Genomic DNA, 19,764 nt, shown 5'->3' on the forward strand with positions numbered 1-19,764 from the left:
GTTTTGACCGTCTCACCAATATAACCGCCTTCTCAGAAGGTCTTGCGTTACGTCAGTGGATGCGCATTATAGACATCTTATTTTTTTCTTCAAGCACATTTTGCATTTATTTTTTTAACTGCTCATTTTTTAACAAATAACGATATCCTTTAATCAGATATCGCTATTATATTACTAATACCTAAACTTCGAACGGATCGCGTAGAATCATTGTCTCTAAACGATCTGGGCCAGTTGAAATAATATCAACAGGCGCTTGTGATAATTCTTCAATACGTTTTATATAATTTATCGCGGCTTGTGGCAGTTCTTCAAAAGATTTAACCCCAAATGTCGACTCTGACCAACCAGGCATCACTTCATATACTGGTTTAACCACACTCCAATCTTCAGCTGAAGACGGGGCGATTTGCGTTACGTCACCATTTGGTAATTCATAACCAACACAGATTTTAATTTCTTTTAATCCATCTAAGACATCTAGTTTTGTTAAGCAAAATCCAGAAACAGAGTTTAGTTGCACTGCTTTACGAATTGCAACAATATCCAACCAGCCAGTTCGACGACGACGTCCTGTTGTCGCACCAAACTCATTGCCCTGTTTACAAAGATATTCACCAATATCATCATCAAGCTCTGTCGGGAATGGGCCCGCGCCAACTCTTGTGGAATAAGCTTTAACAATTCCTAATACATATCCGACGTAACGAGGACCAAAACCTGTTCCAGTTGCAACACCACCAGCGGTAGTATTTGAAGATGTAACATAAGGATAGGTACCGTGATCAATATCAAGTAATGTGCCTTGTGCCCCTTCAAACATGATTTTCTCATTTTTTCGACGCGCATTCTCTAACAAACTAGGGACATCCGCAATCATTGTCACCATAGTTTCGGCGATCGAAGAGATATCTTTTAAAACTTCGTCATAATGCACAGGTTCTACTTGATAATAGTTAACGAGTAAGAAATTATGATACTCCATAATTGCCGATAGCTTTTCAGCAAACGTATTGAGATCTCGTAAATCCCCCACTCTTAAACCTCTGCGAGCAGCTTTATCTTCATAAGCAGGACCGATACCACGTCCGGTAGTACCAATTGCTTTTTTACCCATTGCTTTCTCTTTTGCTTGGTCTAAAGCAATATGCGAAGGTAGAATCAGCGGACAAGCTTCAGAAATCAATAATCGATCTTTGACGGAGATACCTTTACTTTCTAGCTCACCCATCTCTTTTATTAATGCATCAGGGCAGACTACAACGCCATTGGCGATAATACTAGTAACATTATCTCTTAAAATACCAGATGGTATGAGGTGTAAAACAGTTGTTTCACCATTAATTACAAGTGTATGACCCGCATTATGCCCGCCTTGATAACGAACAACATATTTGGCTTTTTCTGTTAGCAGATCGACGACTTTACCTTTACCTTCATCGCCCCATTGCATACCTAATACAACAACATTATCACTCATTTTTCATACTCATCTTATTTAAATTAATATCCTACCGCTAAAAATGGCATTTGCAACCATTATTTTTTATTAGATTCGGCGCTATTTACATTCAGTTTCATATATCGAAAGAACTCGCTATCAGGACTTATCACCATAACATCCGTTTCTTTAAAACTTTTTTCGTATGCTTTTAAGCTACGAATGAAACTGAAAAATTCTCGATCTTTATTAAATGCATCTGCATAAAGCTTAGCGGCATTCGCATCACCCTCGCCTTGAATCGTTCTTGCTTGTTTCTCAGCTTCAGATAAAATTTTGGTTGCCGCTAATGTCGCATCAGCACGCGTTTCTTCAGCTTCTCTTATTCCCTGAAAACGTTGATCACGAGCAACGACTTCTCGTTCAGCACTCATTCTGGCATAAATCGACTCAGAGACTTCAGGCGGAAAATTAATTTGCTTAATGCGAACATCAATCACTTCAACACCAAAAGCAAGCATACTCGTGATACTTTCAGGATCTGTTTCCGCAACAGCCACCAAATCTTCAACAGGCACATCTTTAATATTTGCAGTACTTTGCTGCGTGCCATTTAATGCATCTTTTACTCTAACCATTAAAGAGTTTCTTGACTTGGTATCCGCATTGGTATCATTTATAATATCTTTAATGTCAAGTTTACCAATTTCAGCGCGTAAACGGCCATTTAATCTTGCAAGTAAGAGATTTTCAACACTGTTACCGCCGGCTACTGTTTCATAATATCGATCAAAATCAACAATTTTCCATTGCACATAATAGTCTACAATTAAATCTTTCTTCTCTCGGGTAATAAATTTTTGTTCTCTGCCGCTATTATTTGAGCTATCAGTTGTTTGAATTTTGGCATCAATAACTTTAACATTATCAACCCCAGGAATTTTAAAATGCAAGCCAGGATCAGATAATCCAATAATTTTATTGAATCTTAATACAATACCACGAGTCCCTTCTTCAACCACATAAAGAGATGAAAATAGCACACCAATCAACACGATTACGACAGGAATTAATAATTTACGCATATTTATCTCCTTATCGCCCAGATGAACGCGAGCTAGTTGTATTTCCGCGCGTCACATTTGTATTTTTTGATTCACTTGTCGATGCTACCGCATCAGTATTTGACGTGCTTGGAAAATTCATATTATAACCATTTGTGCTATTTAATTTAAATTGTTCATTCAGGGACGGGTTACTGTTATCTTTATTTTTCAATAGTTGTTCCAATGGTAAAACAAGCAAATTACCACTTTTATCATTAACAAGAATTTTATTTGTATTTGATAAAATATGTTCCATCGTTTCGATGTATAAGCGCTCTTTCGTAATTTCAGGTGCGGCTTTATATTCAGGCAATAATTTTTCAAAACGCGCCACATCACCTTCCGCTTCTAATTCCACTCTGACACGATAAGCATTAGCATCCGCTAAAATTCTGGCCGAGCGACCTTCTGACTGCTGAATTAACTGAACTTTATCAGCCTCCGCTTTATTAATCTCACGCTCACGATCCTCCCTTGCTTTGATAGCATCATTAAATGCATCTTGTACTTCCTCAGGAGGTCTGACTGACTGGAAATTCAAATCAACGATACGAATGCCCATATCATAATTAGATATAATATTGACTAACTCATCTTTGGTCCTACTTTCAAGCGCCGATCTACCATCGGTCAAGATCGCATCCATGTTCGATGACCCGACTTCAGTACGTAATGCACTATCAGCGGCTTGTCGTAAGCTATCTTCAACATTCGTTACATTAAATAGATATTTGATTGGATTACTGACTTGATATTGTACGTTCATTTCGACAAAAACAAGATTTTCACCAGCGGTGATCATAAATCCTTGTACATTAAAATTACGCGTTCCTTGTGTATCGACAATATAGACCTGATCAATCAAAGATGGTTTCCAATTTAAACCCGGTTGGACTATTTCTTGCTGAACTTGTCCAAACCGAGTAACGACACCGCGTTGACTTTGGTTAATAGTATAAAATCCACTAATTGCCCAAATAATAATAATGATTAATAGTATTGCACCAATAATAACTGGCATGTTAACGGGTAAGTTGTAGTTATTCTTACCACCTGATTTCTTTTTTTTAAAAAGGTTATTAACCATATCAAAAAAACTACCTGATGAATTATTAGGTTTTTTCTGATTGCCATTTCCCCATGGATCATTATCTTGTCCGTTATTCCCGGGCTGATTCCACGCCATATGTCATATACTCCATCTAATAGTTATTTGCTATTTTACTAGTGAATGTTCATTGATTAAATATAATAAATCGGATTCTTGTTTACATAACCGATTCCACTCAATTAATGGTAGTCGAATATTTAAATTAAAACTACCATCCTCATTAATTATTTCTTGCTCAACAGCTTTGAGTTGATAAAAACGACTACGTAGTCTGCTCAAATAAGCAGGTATATGCAGCTCGCCAGTTTGAATCTGTTTAGCTAAACGTTCTTTCAAGGCGGTAAGCAAAAGATCCAATCCTACCTTATTTTGTGCCGAAAGCCAAACGCGAATTGGTACGCCATTTTCATCTCGATCTATCGAAGGGACCTTCTCCTCTAATAAATCAATTTTATTCATAACAAGCAATGTTGGAATTTCGTGTGCTTCGATTTCGAATAAGACTTCATTGACGGCTTGAATATTATCAAATTGATTAGGGTCAGAGGCATCAATAACATGTAATAGTAACGCAGCCTCTTTAGTTTCAAGCAATGTAGCTTTAAATGCGGCAACAAGATTATGAGGTAGGTGGCGGATGAAACCAACAGTGTCAGCAATGACAACATCGCCGACATCATCAACAGCAATTCGTCTAAGCGTGGGATCAAGTGTGGCAAAAAGCTGATTTGCAGTATACACATCCGCATCAGTCATGGCATTAAAGAGGGTTGACTTACCTGCGTTAGTATAACCGACCAATGAAATAGTTGATAAATCGGCTTTAATTCTTGATTGTCGATTTTGTTCTCGCTGTTTTGCAACCTTGTCTAAACGAGACAAAATCAATTGAATACGATGACGTATCAGTCGTCTATCCGTTTCCAATTGTGTTTCGCCAGGGCCTCTTAAACCTATCCCCCCTTTTTGTCTTTCTAGATGCGTCCATCCCCTAACTAGCCGAGTCGAAATATACTGCAACTGTGCAAGTTCAACTTGTAATTTACCTTCATGAGTACGAGCACGCTGTGCAAAGATATCGAGAATCACGCCAGTGCGATCAACGACTTTACATTCACATAATTTTTCTAGGTTGCGTTCTTGGGTAGGTGTCAGTGAATGATTAACGAGGATAACTGCAGCATCGTGTTCTTTAACAAGTGCTGCAATTTCAGTCGCTTTTCCTTCACCGATAAAATACTTGGCACTTGGTGCCTTTCTGGAAGTTGTGATAATATCGAGAATCTCAATATGAGCAGAAGAAACCAAAACTTCAAACTCGTTTAAATCCTCAATATCATTATCTTGTGGTAAAAATACATGTACCAATAACGCTTTTTCACCACCTTTGTGTCGTTCAAACAATGACAAACACTCCATCACAATGGGATTGAATTAGTTTGAACCTGCACTGTCTTCATCAGTTTGTGAAAACGAACCCGAGATCGGCCTAGCAGGAACGACAGTTGAAATTGCATGCTTATATACCATTTGACTTACTGTATTTTTAAGTAAAATAACAAACTGATCAAAAGATTCTATTTGCCCTTGTAACTTAATTCCATTAACCAAATAAATTGAAACCGGGATATGCTCTCGGCGTAATATATTTAAGTAAGGATCTTGTAATGATTGCCCTTTTGACATGTAATTATCCTTTTTATAGCTAAAAAAACAAAATAATCGAATTAGATTAAAAACTTTTTCATAACAATCTGTACTTATATGATCCAAATTATCATAAAAAAGTAGAATCTTAAACAGTTGGTGTGTAATTATTGTATAAATAATCAAAATTTATGTTATGTCTGGCGATAAAAAAAACGATATCACCTAATTTCTAAGAATGTAGAATCATATTAGTATTGATAGCCTATTTTTTAGTGGCTATAAATGCGTTATCTCAACAAAAATTTACGCTAGGTAAACAAACCATTGGCTACACATAAATGAATAAGGAACCCCACTCCGCTCCCAAAGCTTAGTATATATTACCATTTTCATGAGCAATTGACATATTGCATCGAATCGTGTTGCCACTCTCATACTCAGCGAAATATCTTGAACTGTATCAGCCCCACTAAACAGGCTAGCAATCCCTAATGTATAAGTATTGAGTTTAATTGACAAATTGAAGCGTTATACGATTTTGCCGTGGTGAATGGGTCAATTTAAACCAATAAATTGATTAGTTACACCACATAAAAGAACTATGTTTCTAAAAAAGGCTTAAAAAGTTGGTCATCTCCCAGTTTTACCCAATGCAGCGGATGTTTCCATCCTCTAAGCCAAGTAGTCTGACGCTTAGCGAGCTGCCTCGTTGCACAAATACCTTTAAATACCATTTCATCATAGCTGCTCTCTCCTAATAGATATTCCCACATCTGTCGATAGCCAACACAACGCATTGATGGTAAATCAAGATGAAGATCGCCTCTTTGCATAAGCCGCTTTACTTCATCTTCAAAACCGAGTTCGAGCATATTTAGAAAGCGTTGTTCAATGCGCTGGTGAAGCAGTGCGCGATCATCACAGCTCATCGCAAATTGCACCACATCATAAGTTAAAGCCTCACCTTTATCTTGTGTTAAATCAGTCAAAGAACGTCCTGTAATGAGGTAAACTTCTAATGCACGGTTTAAGCGCTGTGGATCATTGGGATGAATTCTGGCTGCAGAGACAGGATCAACCAGGGCAAGTTCTTGATGAATAGCTTGCCAACCCAGTTTATTGGCTTTCTCTTCAATTAACTGACGAATATCACTATCCGCAGGCGGTAATGGTGATAAACCATCGAGCAAAGCTTTAAAATACAGCATCGTTCCGCCGACTAATAAAGGAATGCGACCTTGCTGCAATGACAATGCAATTTCATTTAACGCATCTCGACGAAAATCAGCCGCAGAGTAGCTATCAATCGGATCTTTAATATCAACTAATTTGTGCGGATAGGTAACGAGTTCTTGCTGAGATGGTTTTGCCGTACCAACATCCATATCGCGATAAATCAAAGCAGAGTCGACACTAATAATATCAATCGGATAATCTTGGCTTAATGACATAGCCAAAGCGGTTTTTCCCGATGCGGTTGGCCCCATTAGGGTAAATATGGTCGGTTTTTTCATAATGATTCAGATAAAAATAGTGAAACAAAAAGAGATAAATCTACTGGTTTAAGCATATCTGACAAAGTCAAATCATGCTCACTAAGTTGTTCAAGCTCCATCAATAAAGAGATCGTTTGAGGTACGCTCCATACCATATTTTGCTCTTGAGAGCTTTGGGTGTATTGCTCAATCAACCATTGATAAAGCAAAGACTTTAACTCGGCAGATAAAAGATGCAGAGATAAAAACTCAATTAAATCAGGTAGTAAAGCCTGCCAGTTAGCTTTACGCATTAACTTAGGCACGGCATTTAACTGCAATTTAGACTTCTCAACATGACAGTCAAAATTAAAGGTTTTCAGCACAGGTTGAGCCTGCTCAATAACATGTTGTTCATGCTTATTTAATAAAAGAGACAGCGGAATAAGCAAATGCTCTTGATGCAAATCGTCATGACTGCTTGCTATTTTATGTTTAAACAGTGCCAGTTGCGCTTTTTTTAATGACAACACACTTAACGTTTGCTGTTGATATTCATTTTTTTCCAATAGCGCAAACTCATTGTGAATAATCGTCAGCACTCGCCCTAATCTCACTGCAGAGGCTAGCTCAATATTACCTATTATCGGAGATAATGGCTGCTCTCGCTTAGGAAATAATGATTGAATAACCGCTTGCTGAGATACAGAAATTTGCTCTTCTCGAAGAACGTGAGACTCACCAACAGGGTGTATTAATTGACGATAAACATCATTCTCAGCAGCATGTGTTGTTTTTTGCAAGCTAGCTGGCGGAAATGATTGCCCTGTCGTTCTTGCCGCAGGTGAAACATTAAACACGTTATCACCGGCCGCCGTTCTATTGGGTTTGAGCATCCATGAATCACAATCCGCTGCGTTTTCATCAGAATCAAACGTGAGAGTTTGATGGTGCTCGGTTAATGCCATTGCCACTGCTTGATAAACAAAATCGTGCACTAATCTCGCTTCATGGAAACGAACTTCATGCTTAGCGGGATGCACATTAACATCGACTTGGTGTGGATCTAGATTGAGGTGGATAACATAACCCAAAAGCTCATCAGTCGTGTAAGTACCGCCGGAATTATTCTCTAAAAATGCCTGTTTCAATGCATGATTGAGTAAACGATCTTTGACAATCCGACCATTCACATAAAAATATTGTACATGTTCTTGTTTCGCATGCGGAGCAATCCAACCATGAATAGATAAATCATCATGTTGCCACGATAATGACATCGCATTTTTCATGAAACTCATACCACAAATACTCGCGACTCGCTTTTCAATTTGCGCATCCGCTTGTACGGCGCGGTATAGCCTGACCGGCTTACCGTTATGCTGCAAAGTAATATTAACGTGTGGGCAGGCAAGCGCAATGCGGCGAACCACCTCATCGATATGGGAAAATTCTGTTTTTTCTGTTTTCAAAAAGCGCCGTCTTGCTGGCGTATTATAAAAAATATCTAAAACTTCAACCGTGGTTCCCTGTGGATGCGCTGCCGGTTTCACCACCGCAGACATATCACGGCCTTCCGCGTAAACCTGCCAGCCCTCTGATTGAGATTGTGTTTTCGATGTCAGTGTTAAGCGCGATACAGAACTAATACTGGCTAAGGCCTCACCGCGAAATCCAAGACTCATTATCGCCTCTAAATCATCAAGGCAATGGATTTTACTGGTGGCATGCCTCGCTAATGCTAAAGAAAGCTCATCTTTTGCGATACCACAACCATTATCGCGAATACGAATTAATTTACATCCCCCTTGTTCGATATCAATATCAATACGCGTTGCACCAGCATCAATACTATTTTCGACTAGCTCTTTGATAATCGATGCAGGCCGTTCGACAACTTCACCAGCAGCAATTTGGTTGGCGAGCTGAGGAGGAAGAATTTGAATCGCCATTAGCGCTTTTCCTTATTAATCGGATTAGCTTTAATATAATTTTTGATACCGCGATAAATGGCTTGAGCGATTTTATTTTGATGAGCATCGGTTCTCAATAATTTCTCTTCACTCACATTAGAGATAAAGCCAACTTCAATTAATACCGATGGAATATCGGGGGAACGCAACACACCTAGACTGGCATGTTCTGGGGCTCGTTTATGGAGTGTAACAACCTTAACAAGCTCTTGCAAAATATCTGTCGCTAAATCGTAGCCAACCATTTGAGAATAAGAAAACTGCAAATCTAAAATCGCTTGGCTTAAAAAAGGGTTATCACCCTCGGATAGCGCATCACCCGCGCCACCTAATAGCTCTGATTGTTTTTCATGTTGTTCAATCCAACGACCAAGTTCGGTATCAGCTCGTTTGGTCGATAAAACCCAAACAGAAGCACCTTTTGCACTGCGATTAGGTGCAGCATCAGCATGAATTGATACTAACAAATTAGCTTTACGGTCTCTGGCGATTTCGGATCGCTGAAAAACGGAAATATAACGATCGGTATCACGGGTTAATACCGCTTTTAAACTCCGATCTTTATTAATCAGTGCCGCTAATTTCTTAGCAATTGATAATGTTACCGTCTTTTCATAAAGTTTATACTGACCAATCGCCCCAGAATCATTACCACCATGCCCCGCATCAATAGCAACTACAACCTGACTAAAGGCTTGATTGCATACCAATAGCATAATCAAAAATAGTGATATCTTGTGAATAAATCGTTTCATATATCCTATGCTTACTTCAATAATGTTAATAATATTTGTTATCCCCTTAGGAAGATAACATAATATTGACCCCTTTTTCAGTTAATGGACGAATAATCGCCTCTCGTTCTAACTGCCGGTAAAGTAATTGAATCTCAATATCTGCGGCCGGCAGCATATCGTCCGCCTGTTGTGGCCATTCTATTAAACAAATACAGCGTGTTGATAAATAATCACGTATCCCCATAAACTCCAATTCTTCTGGATCCACTAAGCGATAAAGATCGAAATGATACACAGAAAAATCATCAAAATCATAAGGTTCAACAAGGGTATAGGTAGGGCTCTTCACATTACCTTTATGCCCAAGTGCCTGTAAAAATCCACGACTAAATGTTGTTTTGCCTGCGCCAAGTTCTCCCTGTAAATAAATGACAATCGTATCATCATGGGTATTTAGATAGTTTTGGCAATGCAACGCAATTTTCTGACCTAATGCGATCGTTTCTACATCTGAACTAAGTTGACTTTTCTCTATCATATTTTCGATTCTTTACTAGACACTGAATCATTATTATAGAAGAATAACGAATATTAAGGAAATATTTAACACGTTTGATTAAAACATGCTACATACTATCGCTAATTCCACGATTGATATTGATTTGATTAATGCAAATGATGCCGTTATTTTTTGGCAAAATGGCGTGATATTAACAATGAATAATACACCTATCTTACAGGCTATCCTGACAAAAACTGATCATTGCTATGCATTAGATAATGACATTACCGCTAGAGGCTTAACGTCATTAATCGATAGCCGTGTTAAAATTGTTAATATGGATAAGGTGGTAGCACTAACCGCGTGCTACTATCCGCAAATGAAATGGTGAGTCAACAAACCTGAGCGGCAAAATTAGTCCACGGGCACTTACAGTATTGCTCGCGCCGTTTGCCTTGCCCACTCATCGATATGAAATACTTCTTCTATTGACGATGGCTCAGCGCTCGAGAGCTGACTTAAAACATTTTCGACCACTGCGGCGATCTCCATAAAACCGATCTGCCGATTTAAAAAAGCCTCAACTGCAATTTCATTCGCGGCATTCAACGATGTTGTCGCAGCCTGACCACTTTGATAGGCATCAATCGCGAGTTTTAAACAAGGATAACGACTAAAATCAGGTTGCTTAAATGTCAGCTGAGATAACTGCGTAAAATCAAGTGGAGGGACACCAGACAAGATTCTCTCTGGGTAAGACATTGAATAAGCAATAGGTGTACACATATCAGGATGACCGAGTTCAGCAATCACGCTACCATCATGATAGCGCACCATGGAATGAATAATCGATTGAGGATGGATGATAATCTCCATTTCATCTGCCATCGCATTAAATAACCATCTTGCCTCAATATATTCCAATCCTTTATTCATCATGGTGGCAGAATCAACCGAAATTTTTCGCCCCATAGACCAATTAGGGTGAGCAATCGCTTGCTCGGGTGTAACCTGCTTTAACTCACTGATATTAGTATCGCGAAATGGCCCGCCAGATCCAGTTAATATAATCTGACTCACCCCATGCTCCGCTAGATTGGCAAAACCAAGATCACGTTGCACAGCAGTTGGCAAACTCTGAAAAATCGCATTATGTTCGCTATCAACAGGCAATAATTCTGCCTGATATTCTTTTACCGCTTGCATAAATAGATGCCCACAAGTCACTAAAGACTCTTTATTCGCCAGTAGTACTCGCTTGCCTTTCTTAATCGCGGCTAATGTCGAGCGTAAACCTGCCGCACCAACAATAGCCGCCATGACTTGATCGACTTCAGGCAATTGCGTTAAATCACAAATCGCTTGTTCGCCCGTAAACACTTCCGTCTGATTATTAAGCTCACGTAGGGTTTGCCGCAATAACTGCGCCGAAGACGCATCTGCCATTGCGACATATTTAGGTTTAAATTCAAGGCATTGTTCAACCATTTTAGTGACATTTTTGCCGCCGACTAACACATAGGCTTTATATAAAGCAGGATTATGGCGAATGACCGATAAAGTACTCGTGCCAATTGAACCTGTTGATCCTAAAATTGCGATATTTTTTTGCATGGAGAAAAATAAGGAAGTTGTGATTAACGATTACAATAACGTAAAGCACAAAAATAAGCAATTAGGTAAAATAATACTTATCTCTATGATATTATCACTGATGATAATCAAAGAGATAAGTAGCACTTGACCCTTAATTAATAATTAACGCATCCATAGCGGTAGCATACTATATTCAGTTATTAGCAGCATAAAATACGATAAATATAGTCTCTAGTTAAGTCGAATAAGATCAGCAATGCGCTGAGCGTAATGCGTTACCAGAGCACTATCTTGCCCTTCTACCATGACACGGATCAATGGCTCAGTACCTGATTTACGTATCAGCACTCGCCCTTTGTGTTCCAACAAAGACTCAACGTCTTTAATCTCGTTAATAACATCGGGATGATTGAGCGGATCACTTTCGCCAGCGAAACGGACATTGATTAAAACTTGTGGGAATAGTTTCATACCACTGCTAAGATCGGCAAGCGACATTTTATTACGAATCATCGCTGATAATACTTGCAAGCCAGCGACAATACCATCACCTGTCGTCGTTTTATCAAGTAACAGAACATGACCTGAATTTTCCGCACCAAATTTCCAGCCCTTTTCAAGTAACTGCTCAAGTACATAGCGATCGCCAACTTTTGCACGTACAAAAGGAATCCCTAACTCTTTTAAGCCAATCTCTAGTCCCATATTGCTCATTAAAGTACCAACAACACCGCCACCTAATTCACCTTTACGTAATGCTTCGCGAGCGATAATATAAATTATCTGATCACCATCAAGAATGTTACCATTATGATCGACCATAATCACGCGATCGCCATCTCCATCGAGGGCAAAACCAACGTCAGCTTTTTCATCAAGCACTTTCTGAATTAAAGCATTAACGTCCGTTGCGCCGCAATTTTGATTAATATTCATTCCATCGGGCTCGCAACTAATTTTAATCACTTTAGCCCCCAATTCTCTTAGTACATTAGGCGCTATATGGTAAGTTGCGCCGTTAGCGCAATCCACCACCACTTTTAACCCAGCTAAACTCAGCTCATGATCAAATGTACTCTTACAAAATTCAATATAACGACCCGCAGCGTCAGTAATTCGACTAGCACGACCAAGTTTATCTGAGTCAACACAACTAATCGGTTTTTCGAGTTCTTGTTCAATCAGTAATTCAACATGATCGGGGAGCTTCTTGCCTTCGGTTGAGAAAAACTTAATACCATTATCATAAAATGGATTATGAGAAGCGGAAATAACAACGCCAGCATCGGCGCGAAATGTGCGCGTCAAATAAGCAATAGCCGGTGTAGGCATAGGGCCGGTAAATGCCGCTGCAACGCCCGCTGAAGCAAAACCAGCTTCTAGTGCTGACTCTAACATGTAACCCGAAATACGAGTATCTTTACCAATAAGAACTTTACCCACACCATTTTGTGCCAGCACGCGACCAACAGCCCAACCAAGCTTTAATACAAAATCAGGCGTTATCGGATAAACGCCAACGCGGCCCCGAATGCCATCAGTGCCAAAATATTGTTTTTCTGACATGCCATATTCCCTTTTACATTGCTTGCTACAAGTATTAATTGATTTAATAAGTCGGTGTCAATACCGATAAATCGTCGATTCAATCATGTTACTATAATAACGTCAAAATTTCATTGATTGATCGTTAATTTCATATCAATGCTGATCATAGCCTATAATTCTAACGCTCAGCCTGCATCGCTTGTACAATTCTAAGCGCATCGAATGTCTCTTTCACATCATGTACGCGGATAATTTTCGCACCTTGCATCGCTGCAATAACAGCACACGATACGCTACCAATAAGCCTATCTGATGGCGACACATTCAATATCTGACCAATCATTGATTTACGTGACATCCCCACTAAAAGTGGTAAATCAAAATGATTAAAATTAGCTAGCTTAGCTAGCAAACGATAATTGTGCTGCAAGGTTTTGCCAAAGCCAAAACCGGGATCTAATACAATTTTTTGTCTATCAATCCCCGCCGTTATGCAGCGGTTAATCTGCTGCGTAAAAAATTGTTCGACTTCAAGGTAAATGTCCTGCTCATAGCAAGGAGCTTGCTGCATCGTTTTCGGTTCACCTTGCATATGCATAATGCAGATCGGTAAACCAGTTTTCGCCACTGCATCCAAAGCACCAGGTAAGGTAAATGCGCGAATATCATTAATTAAATGCGCGCCGGCTCTGGCCGATTCGGTTATCACTTGTGCTTTGGATGTATCAACTGAAATCCACACATCAAAATATTTTGCAACATGTTCAACAATTGGAATAACGCGATCCAGTTCCTCTTCGACTGAAACATCATCAGCACCAGGTCTGGTTGACTCACCGCCAATATCAATAATGGTTGCACCATCTTGCACCATTTGATCGACGCGACGCATGGCACTTTCCAAACTATTATATTGACCTCCATCTGAAAATGAATCCGGCGTCATATTTAAAATCCCCATCACATGGGGAAAAGTCAAATCCATGATTTGCTGATTAAACTTAATTTCCATTATTTTGACCTTTAATTTAGTTGTAAAAAAACGCGCCTTAGCGCGTTTTAGTCAGATAAATAACTTAGCTATTTTGAGACGAATGATCATCCGGATCGCTATCTGTTGGTTGAGTTGATGACACACCTTCAACAGGCACCGCTTTAACTGCTTGTTCATCTTTTTCTGTCCAACCATCTGGCGGCGTAATCGGTTGACGAGCCATTAACTGTGCAATTTGCTTAGCACCGATTGTTTCATATTTTATCAATGCATCTTTCATTGCATGTAATATATCGATATTTTCAGTCAATAGAGTTCTCGCCTTTTGATAATTACGATCAATTATCTGTTTCACCTCTTCATCAATGATACGTGCTGTTTCATCTGAGATATCTTTTGGTTTACCATATGCTGAATCATCGGTTTCATAAAACAATGGCCCAAGTCGATCAGAAAATCCCCATTGAGTAACCATGGCTCTAGCTAATCGAGAAGCATATTTAATATCGCTTGAAGCGCCAGTAGACACCTTATCAGCCCCATAGATAATTTCTTCAGCTAGGCGACCACCATATGTTGATGCAATTTGTCCTTCAAGTTTCGTTCTACTTGCACTAACACTATCACCTTCAGGTAAGAAGAAGGTTACACCTAATGCAGGGCCCCTTGGAATAATCGTCACTTTATGAACCGGATCATGCTCAGGCATTAAATAACCAATAATTGCATGCCCCGCTTCGTGGTACGCAGTTGAAATTAGCACTTCAGCAGTCATGGTTAAGGAACGACGTTCGGTTCCCATATTAATTTTATCTTTTGCTTCTTCAAACTCATCCATTGATACTAAACGCTTGTTACGACGGGCAGCAAATAGCGCAGCCTCATTAACCAAGTTAGCTAAATCAGCACCAGAATAATTTGGCGTTCCACGCGCAAGTACCGCTAAATCAACATCATTATCTAACGGCACTTTTCGTACGTGCACAGCTAAAATTTGTTCACGGCCTTTCATATCAGGTAAACCAACTTGAACTTGACGATCAAAACGGCCTGGACGTAATAAGGCCGGATCTAAAATATCGGCGCGGTTAGTTGCGGCAATAATAATAATACCACTATTCGCTTCAAAACCATCCATTTCAACAAGCATCTGGTTTAATGTTTGCTCACGTTCGTCGTGACCACCCATTGAGCCAGCACCACGTTTGCGCCCAACAGCATCAATCTCATCAATAAAAATAATACATGGTGCATGTTTACGTGCTTGTTCAAAGAGATCTCTAACCCGTGATGCCCCAACGCCAACAAACATTTCAACAAAATCAGACCCTGACATGCTGAAAAAAGGGACGCTTGCCTCACCTGCAATCGCTTTAGCAAGCAATGTTTTACCTGTACCAGGAGGACCCACCATCAAAATACCTTTGGGAATACGGCCACCAAGCTTTTGATACTTAGCGGGTTCACGTAAGAAGTCAACCACTTCCGTCACTTCTTGCTTCGCTTCTTCACTGCCTGCTACATCAATAAATTTAGTTTTTACCTGATCGGGCGTCAACATTTTGGCTTTACTTTTACCAACCGACATTGGACCGCCTTTACCGCCGCCCTGCATTTGTCTCATGATAAATAACCAAAAACCAATTAATAAAATAATGGGAAACCAAGAAATTAAAATATTCATCAGTAAACTTGGTTTTTCGTCAGGTTTACCCCAAGTCGGTACATTATTCGCAACAAGATAATCAGTTAACTTAGTATCAATATAAGGAATATAGGTTTTATAGTTATCATTGTTCTTTGTAGTAGCTGAAATTTCACGACCATCGATGACAACTTCTTTCAATTTACCGTTTTTAATATCAGAATTAAATTGTGTATAGTCTACTTGCGGCCCGCTGTTTGAAATTGAACTGAATTGGTTAAAAACAGCAATCAATACTACAGCAATAATACCCCAAATAAGCAAATTTTTTACCATGTCGTTCAAAAGAAAACCCCTCAAAAATAATGGATTATGCTCATTTTAATATGGCATAATGCTATCATAGTACTATAAAAAAAGGCAACAGCTACTTCCGGCCCATCGCAACAATATAAACCTCTCGCGATCTGGCTCTAGATGCTTCTGGTTTACGGATTTTAACAATCTTAAACATCTCTCTGACGCTTTTAAGATACTCTTCAAAACCAGCACCTTGAAAAACTTTTACGATAAAATTACCGTTAGGTGCCAATACATCGCGACACATATCAAGTGCTAATTCAACCAAATACATTGCTCTGGGAATATCAACTGCAGGCTGTCCACTCATGTTAGGCGCCATATCAGACATTACAACTTGGACTTTTTCTTCGCCTACTCGTTCAAGCAGCGCTTTTAGCACGGCTTCATCCCGAAAGTCACCTTGTAGAAAATCCACACCAACAATAGGATCCATCGGCAAAAGATCGCAAGCAATGATGCGACCTTTATCACCAATAACCGAGGCGACGTATTGAGACCACCCCCCTGGCGCGGCCCCTAGATCGACAACCGTTATGCCAGGACGGAATAATTTATCCGTGTGTTGTATCTCTTCAAGCTTAAACCAAGCTCTCGAACGCAAACCTTTTTTTTGCGCTTGCTGCACAAAACGGTCTTTAAAATGCTCATTCAACCAGCGAGTTGAACTCGCGGTACGTTTTTTACCACTCACGTTTTATCCTACATTTCTTTCTAAGAAAGCGAATATTCATTGAAGTTTTACTTTATATAAGGGTAGAATAGCAAAATTACAACCCTTTAAGATATAAATAAAATGAATTTATCTAATAAACAAAAACAATATTTAAAAGGTGAAGCTCATCACCTAAAGCCTGTCGTTATGATTGGCTCGAATGGGCTCACTGAAGGTGTTCTCGCTGAAATTGACAACGCACTAAACTTTCATGAATTGATCAAAGTGAAAGTTTCGGCAGAAGATCGCGACACAAAAAAATTGATTTGTGACGCAATTATTCGTGAGACTAGCGCAGTTCAAGTGCAATTAATTGGCTCTATTCTAACGCTATTTAAACCGAGTGAAGAGAAAAAAATCAGCCTACCTAAAAACTAGCTTAAACAATAATGCCGCACTATGCGGCATTATTGTTTTTAAACATATTCAACCTTTAAAATATCAAAGTCAACATCACCACCGGGTGTTTTGATTGAGACTGAATCATCTTCTTCTTTACCAATTAATCCTCGCGCGATAGGTGAATTAACCGAAATTAAATTTTGTTTAAAATCCGCCTCATCATCGCCAACGATTCGGTAAGTAATCTCTTCATCAGTTTCAACATTTAACACTGTCACTGTTGCGCCAAATATAATTCTACCTGTATTTTTTATCTTTGTAATATCAATTACTTGTGCCTTAGAAAGCTTCGCTTCAATTTCTTGAATACGCCCTTCACAAAATCCTTGTTGCTCGCGAGCAGCATGGTATTCGGCATTTTCTTTTAAATCGCCGTGCGCTCTTGCTTCAGCAATCGCTGCCGTAATTTGTGGGCGCTTGACGCTTTTTAGTTCTTCTAGCTCAGTACGTAGTAACTCAGCACCTTTTACTGTCATTGGGATTTGTTGCATTTCTAATCCTTCCTTACGTTAATGCTTGGCAAAATAAGATTAAATTGACTATTTTCAACTTTCCATAAGCAATAAAAAACACCTCTTTAATTAAAAAGAAGCGTTCTATTTTGTTTTGTTGCTAATTATATTAGCGATTATTTAAGATAAGGCAAGTAATAAAATCGACAAAAACAGGAGGTATACAATTAGTTTATTATGATTAATCATCAAGTAACTACGTTACAAAATTAAAAACTCTGAAATTGTTAAATCCCAATTAACACCAATATGGTATAATGTTATAATACATAGGCAATCCTATATAATACTGACTATATCGATTTAATCGCTAAATAAGTAATAAAATATGCTAAAACGACTACAATTGATTATTTTAATTATCATCTCAATTCTTTGGTTCGTCGTTATCTTGCCCTATTTATTGGTACAAACCCAATTAGGTTCATCTTACATCAGTCAGCTACTTTCTTTTTATGACAAACATTATTCCATTACAATAGGACATTTTTCTCATAACATTAATAAACCGTATGAATTAATTTTGGAAAATGTGATTATTCAAGATAAATCACACTCAAAAACCTATCTTAGCGCAGATAAGATGATTGTGGGTCTTGAGCGCGGTAATTTGCTACAAATTCATTCGTTCGATTACCTTATTGTTGAAAATGCTCAATTGCAACTGACCACACCTATAACCGACATAAACGTCAACATACTGCAATTGAAAAACGTTTCTCTTAGTTATCAAAACGATGAACACACCACCAATATCACTCTCAATAAAATATCAGGCAGTATTATGCCTTGGTCATCCAACTTCGGCGATGAGAACATCAATAGCAAATTTAATCTGACAATTCAAAATGCAATTTATAATGGGCTAAAGATGCAATCAATTTTAATTCAAGGTTCAACCCCAAATAATACCATTGTATTAAATACCTTTGGCGGTGAAATTGGTCAGGGTTTTTTTACCGTTAATGGCACTATTGAAGCCGATAAAACCCTCAATATTAAGCAACTCAATACTAATAATATTGCTATTCAATCAATACAAGGAATCCAAGGATTGACAGCGGATCTACCGCCCACAAAGATTGGGCAGCTATCTATCATTAATAGCAGCCTACAAACGCCCGCAATCTCGATTGAAAAAGGCAATATTGAAGCCCGAAATATCCGTTATAACCAAGGCTGGCAATTACAAGATAGTGATCTAGCCTTTAACAGTGAAAGCCTCGTTTGGCATGACGAATTGATTGAGCAACCGCTCCTTCAATGGCACCACAATGACGATGGTATTGTCATCGATCAAGCGATGGCTATGTGGCAACAAGGTAATATTCAGCTAACTGGCCACTGGCAAACCGACCAATTAAATATCGATAGCTTGATTGCATCTGGTATTCGTTATATCTTACCTAGCACCTGGTATGCTGAGCTGACGTCATTAACATTAACTCATACATTACCGGCAAATATTACTATCAAACAACTGATGCTTATGCCCAGTTTGCTCATTGATACTAATCCCAAATTACCCTTTCAATTTAGTGTGTTGCAAGGATTTGCCAATAATATTGAAATTGATAGCAGCAAAGACAATTGGTACGTTAATGGTACGCTCTACCTTAAAGCTGATAGTGCCACACTTAACGGGGTGGAAATCGATAAGCCTGATTTGTCTTTCGCTCTGACTGCTGGCAAAGCGACGCTAACGTTTAGTACACTACTTGATCAAGGCGTATTTGAAGGCTCTGCTGAAATGACCAGCCCTACACAGCTAAACGCATTGACAATTAACGGTCATTTTGTTGATAGTCAAATTTTACAACGCTGGTATTTAATTACAAATCCAATCCAAACCAATAAATATCTTCTTGAATTACATGGAAACTTAGAGCCATTATCATTAAACGGTTCATTCAAAACCGATGAACAAATCTATACAATTACAAACAATCGACTCGTTGACTATTGATTTCATGAAATTTATCCCAATTATAGTGTTA

Annotated in this window: 17 protein-coding genes and 1 pseudogene; 3 read left to right on the top strand and 15 right to left on the bottom strand. The window is 38.8% G+C overall.

Annotated features, from left to right (window positions below; all coding sequences use genetic code 11):
- Window positions 1–181: 181 nt before the first annotated feature.
- From DES39_RS10120 to tsaE, 9 genes and pseudogenes are all read right to left on the bottom strand, one after another.
- Entirely contained in the window at window positions 182–1,480 is a 1,299-nt protein-coding gene (locus DES39_RS10120; protein WP_121145767.1) for an adenylosuccinate synthase, read from the bottom strand.
- A 59-nt stretch (window positions 1,481–1,539) separates the two neighbouring features.
- Complete coding sequence (hflC, locus tag DES39_RS10125) at window positions 1,540–2,526, bottom strand: protease modulator HflC (RefSeq protein ID WP_121145769.1); 987 nt, start codon at window positions 2,524–2,526, stop codon at window positions 1,540–1,542.
- Between the two features lie 10 nt (window positions 2,527–2,536).
- Window positions 2,537–3,733, bottom strand: coding sequence for an FtsH protease activity modulator HflK (hflK, locus tag DES39_RS10130; RefSeq protein ID WP_121145771.1), 1,197 nt, complete (start codon window positions 3,731–3,733; stop codon window positions 2,537–2,539).
- A gap of 30 nt (window positions 3,734–3,763) precedes the next feature.
- A complete protein-coding gene (gene hflX, locus DES39_RS10135) occupies window positions 3,764–5,062 on the bottom strand; it encodes a ribosome rescue GTPase HflX (RefSeq protein ID WP_121145773.1) in 1,299 nt (432 codons plus the stop codon).
- Between the two features lie 30 nt (window positions 5,063–5,092).
- Window positions 5,093–5,344, bottom strand: coding sequence for an RNA chaperone Hfq (hfq, locus tag DES39_RS10140; protein ID WP_121145775.1), 252 nt, complete (start codon window positions 5,342–5,344; stop codon window positions 5,093–5,095).
- Between the two features lie 563 nt (window positions 5,345–5,907).
- A complete protein-coding gene (gene miaA / locus DES39_RS10145; RefSeq protein ID WP_121145776.1) occupies window positions 5,908–6,822 on the bottom strand; it encodes a tRNA (adenosine(37)-N6)-dimethylallyltransferase MiaA in 915 nt (304 codons plus the stop codon).
- Entirely contained in the window at window positions 6,819–8,735 is a 1,917-nt protein-coding gene (mutL, locus tag DES39_RS10150) for a DNA mismatch repair endonuclease MutL (RefSeq protein ID WP_121145778.1), read from the bottom strand. The genes miaA and mutL overlap by 4 nt, the downstream gene beginning before the upstream one ends.
- Window positions 8,736–8,737: 2 nt before the next feature.
- Window positions 8,738–9,445 (bottom strand): annotated as a pseudogene (locus tag DES39_RS10155) (N-acetylmuramoyl-L-alanine amidase); the annotation flags it as partial.
- A 112-nt stretch (window positions 9,446–9,557) separates the two neighbouring features.
- Window positions 9,558–10,031 carry a tRNA (adenosine(37)-N6)-threonylcarbamoyltransferase complex ATPase subunit type 1 TsaE gene (gene tsaE, locus DES39_RS10160; protein WP_121145782.1) on the bottom strand — a complete coding sequence of 158 codons (474 nt, stop codon included), beginning with the start codon at window positions 10,029–10,031 and terminating at the stop codon, window positions 9,558–9,560.
- An 85-nt stretch (window positions 10,032–10,116) separates the two neighbouring features.
- Between tsaE and tusB the strand changes: the two genes are divergently transcribed.
- The gene (gene tusB, locus DES39_RS10165) at window positions 10,117–10,386 is read left to right on the top strand and encodes a sulfurtransferase complex subunit TusB (RefSeq protein WP_121145784.1); all 270 of its coding nucleotides are present in this window, start codon (window positions 10,117–10,119) and stop codon (window positions 10,384–10,386) included.
- Between the two features lie 38 nt (window positions 10,387–10,424).
- Here the strand turns inward: tusB and ispC are convergent, their stop codons facing one another.
- The 5 genes from ispC to rlmE all read right to left on the bottom strand — a co-directional run bounded on the left by ispC (window position 10,425) and on the right by rlmE (window position 16,832).
- Window positions 10,425–11,609, bottom strand: coding sequence for a 1-deoxy-D-xylulose-5-phosphate reductoisomerase (ispC, locus tag DES39_RS10170; protein ID WP_121145786.1), 1,185 nt, complete (start codon window positions 11,607–11,609; stop codon window positions 10,425–10,427).
- A gap of 213 nt (window positions 11,610–11,822) precedes the next feature.
- Complete coding sequence (gene glmM, locus DES39_RS10175; protein WP_121145788.1) at window positions 11,823–13,157, bottom strand: phosphoglucosamine mutase; 1,335 nt, start codon at window positions 13,155–13,157, stop codon at window positions 11,823–11,825.
- Between the two features lie 160 nt (window positions 13,158–13,317).
- Window positions 13,318–14,151, bottom strand: coding sequence for a dihydropteroate synthase (folP, locus tag DES39_RS10180; RefSeq protein ID WP_121145790.1), 834 nt, complete (start codon window positions 14,149–14,151; stop codon window positions 13,318–13,320).
- A gap of 64 nt (window positions 14,152–14,215) precedes the next feature.
- On the bottom strand, window positions 14,216–16,123 hold the full coding sequence (gene ftsH, locus DES39_RS10185) for an ATP-dependent zinc metalloprotease FtsH (protein WP_121145792.1): 1,908 nt from the start codon (window positions 16,121–16,123) through the stop codon (window positions 14,216–14,218).
- 82 nt (window positions 16,124–16,205) lie between these two features.
- A complete protein-coding gene (gene rlmE, locus DES39_RS10190; protein WP_121145794.1) occupies window positions 16,206–16,832 on the bottom strand; it encodes a 23S rRNA (uridine(2552)-2'-O)-methyltransferase RlmE in 627 nt (208 codons plus the stop codon).
- A gap of 102 nt (window positions 16,833–16,934) precedes the next feature.
- Between rlmE and yhbY the strand changes: the two genes are divergently transcribed.
- Complete coding sequence (yhbY, locus tag DES39_RS10195) at window positions 16,935–17,231, top strand: ribosome assembly RNA-binding protein YhbY (RefSeq protein ID WP_121145796.1); 297 nt, start codon at window positions 16,935–16,937, stop codon at window positions 17,229–17,231.
- Between the two features lie 38 nt (window positions 17,232–17,269).
- On the opposite strand, the gene greA is transcribed toward yhbY, so the two are convergent.
- A complete protein-coding gene (gene greA / locus DES39_RS10200) occupies window positions 17,270–17,746 on the bottom strand; it encodes a transcription elongation factor GreA (RefSeq protein WP_121145798.1) in 477 nt (158 codons plus the stop codon).
- A gap of 349 nt (window positions 17,747–18,095) precedes the next feature.
- Here greA and DES39_RS10205 point away from each other — a divergent pair, with 349 nt between their 5' ends.
- A complete protein-coding gene (locus tag DES39_RS10205) occupies window positions 18,096–19,733 on the top strand; it encodes an AsmA family protein (protein WP_121145800.1) in 1,638 nt (545 codons plus the stop codon).
- Window positions 19,734–19,764: the final 31 nt, after the last annotated feature.

Origin of the sequence: Orbus hercynius (assembly GCF_003634275.1) — a bacterium.
Classification (GTDB): domain Bacteria; phylum Pseudomonadota; class Gammaproteobacteria; order Enterobacterales; family Orbaceae; genus Orbus; species Orbus hercynius.